Annotated in this window: 5 protein-coding genes; 4 read left to right on the forward strand and 1 reads right to left on the reverse strand. The window is 72.3% G+C overall.

The genetic code is table 11. The features are described 5' to 3' along the window. The 4 genes from AC2W7G_RS08980 to AC2W7G_RS08995 all read left to right on the forward strand — a co-directional run. Positions 1-184 (forward strand): hypothetical protein (locus AC2W7G_RS08980; RefSeq protein WP_485868130.1); only part of this gene is annotated, 184 nt, incomplete at its 5' end. Between the two features lie 11 nt (positions 185-195). Further along, complete coding sequence (gene recR / locus AC2W7G_RS08985) at positions 196-816, forward strand: recombination mediator RecR (RefSeq protein ID WP_485868131.1); 621 nt, start codon at positions 196-198, stop codon at positions 814-816. Positions 817-922: 106 nt separating this feature from the next. Continuing rightward, on the forward strand, positions 923-2,194 hold the full coding sequence (locus tag AC2W7G_RS08990; RefSeq protein WP_485868132.1) for an aspartate kinase: 1,272 nt from the start codon (positions 923-925) through the stop codon (positions 2,192-2,194). Continuing rightward, positions 2,191-3,231, forward strand: coding sequence for an aspartate-semialdehyde dehydrogenase (locus tag AC2W7G_RS08995; protein ID WP_485868133.1), 1,041 nt, complete (start codon positions 2,191-2,193; stop codon positions 3,229-3,231). Before AC2W7G_RS08990 ends, AC2W7G_RS08995 begins: the two co-directional genes overlap by 4 nt. 135 nt (positions 3,232-3,366) lie before the next feature. On the opposite strand, the gene AC2W7G_RS09000 is transcribed toward AC2W7G_RS08995, so the two are convergent. Then, a partial coding sequence (locus AC2W7G_RS09000; RefSeq protein ID WP_485868134.1) for an acetoacetate--CoA ligase occupies positions 3,367-4,954 on the reverse strand: 1,588 nt, incomplete at its 5' end.

Consider the following 4,954-nt stretch of genomic DNA (forward strand, 5'->3'; position numbering starts at 1 on the left):
GCGCGATGCGCGGGGGCGCTCCTGTGGCCCCGATCCGACCGGGACAGCGATCGGTCTCGGTCTGGTGATCCTCTACAGCCTCGGCGTCGTCGTCCTCGCCACCGTGTCGGCCGCCGTCGTCCGGCCCACACGTCGCGGTGCGCGCCCGCGCGGCGAGGACGCCGCCCAGCCAGCGGCGGACTAGGCTGGAGGCCTATGTACGACGGCGTGATCCAGGACCTCATCGAAGAGCTCGGACGACTTCCCGGCGTCGGCCCCAAGAGTGCGCAGCGCATCGCGTTCCACCTGCTCGACGCCGACCCCGAGGACGTCCGGCGGTTCGCGCACGTCCTGGTGCAGGTCAAGGAGAAGGTCCACTTCTGCACGATCTGCGGCAACGTCACCGAGGACACCGAGTGCCGCATCTGCGCCGACCCGCGCCGTGACCCGTCGGTGCTGTGCGTGGTCGAGGAGAGCAAGGACATCCTCGCCATCGAGCGCACCCGCGAGTTCCGCGGCCGCTACCACGTGCTCGGCGGCGCGATCAGCCCGATCGCCGGCATCGGCCCGGACCAGCTGCGCATCCGCGAGCTGCTCCAGCGCCTGGGCGACGGCACCGTCGTCGAGGTCATCATCGCCACCGACCCGAACCTCGAGGGCGAGGCGACCGCCACCTACCTGCTGCGCATGCTGGCGCCGCTCGGCATCCGGGTCAGCAAGCTGGCCAGCGGGCTGCCGGTCGGCGGCGACCTGGAGTACGCCGACGAGGTGACCCTCGGCCGCGCCTTCGAGGGACGTCTCTCGGTCGGCGGCGCGCCGGCCGAGCCGCGTCCCTGACGTCCGCCCGCCGAGCAGCCCGGACGTCCCTCGTGCCCGGCGCGGTAGGCTTGCCGGGGCGCAACGGCGCGCCGCTCCTGACCCTCCTCACCTCTCGAGGTTTTCTGTGGGCATCGTCGTCCAGAAGTACGGTGGCTCGTCCGTCGCGGATGCAGCCAGCATCAAGCGCGTCGCCCAGCGGATCGTCGCGACCAAGAAGGCCGGCAACGACGTCGTCGTCGTGGTCTCGGCCATGGGCGACACCACCGACGAGCTGATCGACCTGGCCAACCAGGTCTCGCCGCTGCCGCCGGGTCGCGAGCTCGACATGCTGCTGACCGCCGGCGAGCGCATCTCCATGGCCCTGCTGGCCATGGCCATCGGCAACCTCGGCCAGGAGGCCCGCTCCTTCACCGGATCGCAGGCCGGCGTCATCACCGACGACGTCCACGGCCGGGCCAAGATCATCGACGTCACGCCCAGCCGCCTGCAGGCCGCGCTCGGCGAGGGGGCCGTGGCCATCGTCGCCGGCTTCCAGGGCGTCTCGCAGACCACGAAGGACATCACGACCCTGGGTCGCGGGGGCTCGGACACGACCGCCGTCGCCCTCGCCGCCGCGCTGAAGGCCGACGTCTGCGAGATCTACTCCGACGTCGACGGCATCTTCACCGCCGACCCCCGCATCGTCCCGAACGCCGCGCAGATCCCGCACATCTCCTACGAGGAGACGCTGGAGATGGCGGCCAACGGCGCCAAGATCCTGCACCTGCGGTGCGTCGAGTACGCCCGCCGCAACGACATGCCCATCCACGTCCGCTCCTCCTTCTCGCAGAAGGAGGGCACGTGGGTGGTTCACGCCGACCGAGTGGAGAAGCCCATGGAAGCCGCCATCATCACCGGCGTCGCGCACGACCGCAGCGAGGCCAAGATCACCGTCGTCGGCGTGCCCGACAAGGTGGGCGAGGCCGCGGCCATCTTCACGACGCTGGCCGACGCGCAGATCAACATCGACATGGTCGTCCAGAACGTCTCGGCCGCCGCGACCGGACGCACGGACATCTCCTTCACGCTGCCGCGCGCCGACGGGCAGACCGCCATGTCGGCGCTGGCCCGCCTGCAGGGCCAGGTCGGCTTCGAGCGCCTGCAGTACGACGACAGCGTCGGCAAGGTCTCGATCATCGGTGCCGGCATGCGCACCGAGCCGGGCATCACGGCCCGGTTCTTCCAGGCCCTGGCGGACGCCGGGGTCAACATCGAGATGATCTCCACCTCCGAGATCCGCATCTCGGTCGTCACCGCCGAGAGCAACGTCGACGAGGCCGTCCGCGCCGCCCACGCCGAGTTCGGGCTGGGCAACGACGAGGTCGAGGCCGTCGTGTACGGCGGGACCGGCCGATGAGCGCCCGCATCGGCATCGTCGGCGCCACCGGTCAGGTCGGCGTGGTCATGCGCCGTCTGCTCGAGGAGCGCGACTTCCCGGCCGACGAGGTGCGCTTCTTCGCCTCCTCGAGCTCGGCCGGCACCACGCTGCCGTTCCGCGGCGGCGAGGTCGTCGTCGAGGACGCGTCGACCGCCGACCCGTCCGGCCTGGACATCGCCCTGTTCTCGGCCGGCGCCACGACGTCGCGCGCGCAGGCCCCCCGGTTCGCCGAGGCCGGCGTGACCGTGGTCGACAACTCCTCAGCGTTCCGCAAGGACCCGGCGATCCCGCTGGTCGTGAGCGAGGTCAACCCGCACGACATCCCGGCCGGCGACGGCCCGGGCGGGCGCGGCATCATCGCCAACCCGAACTGCACGACCATGGCCGCCATGCCGGTGCTCAAGCCGCTGCACGACGAGGCCGGGCTCGTCCGCCTCGTCGTGAGCTCGTACCAGGCCGTGTCCGGCTCGGGCGTGGCCGGCGTCGCCGAGCTGCACAGCCAGGCGCTGGCGGTCGTCGAGAAGGCGGACGCCCTGACCCACGACGGGTCGGCGCTGACCTTCCCCGACCCGGTCAAGTACGTCGCGCCGATCGCCTTCAACGTCCTGCCGATGGCCGGCACGGTCGTCGACGACGGCTCGTACGAGACCGACGAGGAGCAGAAGCTCCGCAACGAGAGCCGCAAGATCCTCGGCCTGCCCGACCTGCGCGTCGCCGGCACCTGCGTGCGCGTGCCGGTCTTCAGCGGCCACTCGCTGTCGATCAACGCCGAGTTCGAGCGCGACATCACGCCCGAGCGGGCCACCGAGATCCTCGGGTCCGCGCCCGGCGTGCGCCTCGTCGACGTGCCGACCCCGCTGCAGGCGGCCGGTACCGACCCGAGCCTCGTCGGCCGCATCCGCCAGGACCAGTCGGCGCCCGGCCAGAAGGGCCTCGCGCTGTTCGTGAGCGGCGACAACCTGCGCAAGGGTGCCGCGCTCAACACCATCCAGATCGCCGAGCTGCTCGTCCGCTGACGCGGGACGCACCTTCCTGCGTTCGGGTCGCTGTGGCGACCCCGACGCAGGAAGGTCCGTCGCCGCGTGGACGGTTCTTCATGCCTTGCGGTCGCCCTGGCGACCCGGACGCATGAAGATCCGTCACCCCGGGGCTCAGGTGAGGGGACGGGCCTCGCGGTAGCGGACGATCTCGTCCAGCGCGGTCGGGTCGACGAGCGCGCCGCGCGCCGCGGCGTCCTCGACCGGGGTGCCGCGCAGGATCTTCTTGACCGGCACCTCGAGCTTCTTGCCCGACAGCGTGCGCGGCAGCGCCCGGACGGCGGCGATGTCGTCGGGCACGTGGCGCGGCGACAGCCGGGAGCGCAGCGCGCCGGCGATCTCGGCCTTGACCGAGTCGTCGAACGTCGCGCCCTCGGCCATGACGACGAACAGCAGGAGCTGCCCTGCGCCGCCGTCGGGGTCCTCCAGGTGGACGACGAGGCTGTCGGCGACCTGGGGCAGCGACTCCACGACGCCGTAGAACTCGGCCGTGCCCAGGCGCACGCCGCCGCGGTTGAGCGTCGCGTCGCTGCGCCCGGATACGACGCAGGTGCCGCGCTCGGTGAGCGTGATCCAGTCGCCGTGGCGCCAGACGCCGGGGAAGTCCTCGAAGTACGCCGCCCGGTAGCGCGAGCCGTCCGCGTCGCCCCAGAAGCCGACCGGCATCGACGGCATGGGGCGGGTGACCACCAGCTCGCCGAGCTCGCCCACGACCGGCCTCCCGCCCAGGTCGTAGGCCTGCACGGCGGCGCCCAGTGCGCGGCACGAGATCTCCCCGGCCCACACCGGCACGTCCGGCGCGCCGCCGACGAAGGCCGAGCAGACGTCCGTGCCACCGGAGATCGACACGAGCTGGACGTCCTGGCCCTCGGCGACCACCGCGTCGTAGACCCAGCGGAAGCCCTCGACCGGCAGCGGCGCCCCGGTCGACCCGATCGCCCGCAGGCTGGACAGGTCCGCCTCGTCGCGCGGGACGAGGCCGGCCTTGCGGCACTGGAGCAGGAACGGTGCGCTCGTGCCGAAGTAGGTCAGCCGCTCCTCCTCGACCAGGCGCCACAGCGCGGCGAGGTCGGGGTGGGCCGGGTTCCCGTCGAGCATCACGATCGTCGCGCCGACGCCGAGTGCCGAGACGAGGTAGTTCCACATCATCCAACCGGTGGTGGAGAACCAGAAGAACCGGTCGCCGGGGCCGACGTCGTTCTGCAGCGCGAAGCACTTGAGGTGCTCCAGCGTGATGCCGCCGTGGCCGTGCACGATCGGCTTGGGCAGGCCGGTCGTGCCCGAGCTGAACAGCACGTAGAGCGGGTGGTCGAACGGCACGCGGTCGAAGGTGAGGTCGGCGGGCTCGGCGAGCAGCGCGTCCCACGTCGTCGCGTCCGCAGGAGCGGGGGCCGACGCGTCGAGGTACGGCAGGTGGACGAGGGTGCGGACGCTCGGCAGCGCGGCGCGGATCTGCTCCACCTCGGCCCGGCGGTCGACCGGCTTGTCGCCGTAGCGGTACCCGTCCACCGCCAGCAGCAGCACCGGCTCGACCTGGCTCCAGCGGTCGACGACGCTCTGGGTGCCGAACTCCGGCGCGCAGGACGTGAACACCGCGCCCAGGCTGGCGGCGGCGAGCAGCAGGACGAGCGTCTCGGGGACGTTCGGCGCGTAGGCCGCCACCCGGTCGCCCCGGCCCACCCCGGCGCGCTCGCAGGCCCGC

Source organism: Aeromicrobium sp. PFPM2_SD2 (assembly GCF_057364525.1).

Excerpts from the sequence above, each read along its gene's own strand:
- AC2W7G_RS08995 (WP_485868133.1), top strand. The coding sequence starts at position 2,191 with ATGAGCGCCCGCATCGGCATCGTCGGCGCCACCGGTCAGGTCGGCGTG.
- recR (WP_485868131.1), top strand. The coding sequence starts at position 196 with ATGTACGACGGCGTGATCCAGGACCTCATCGAAGAGCTCGGACGACTT.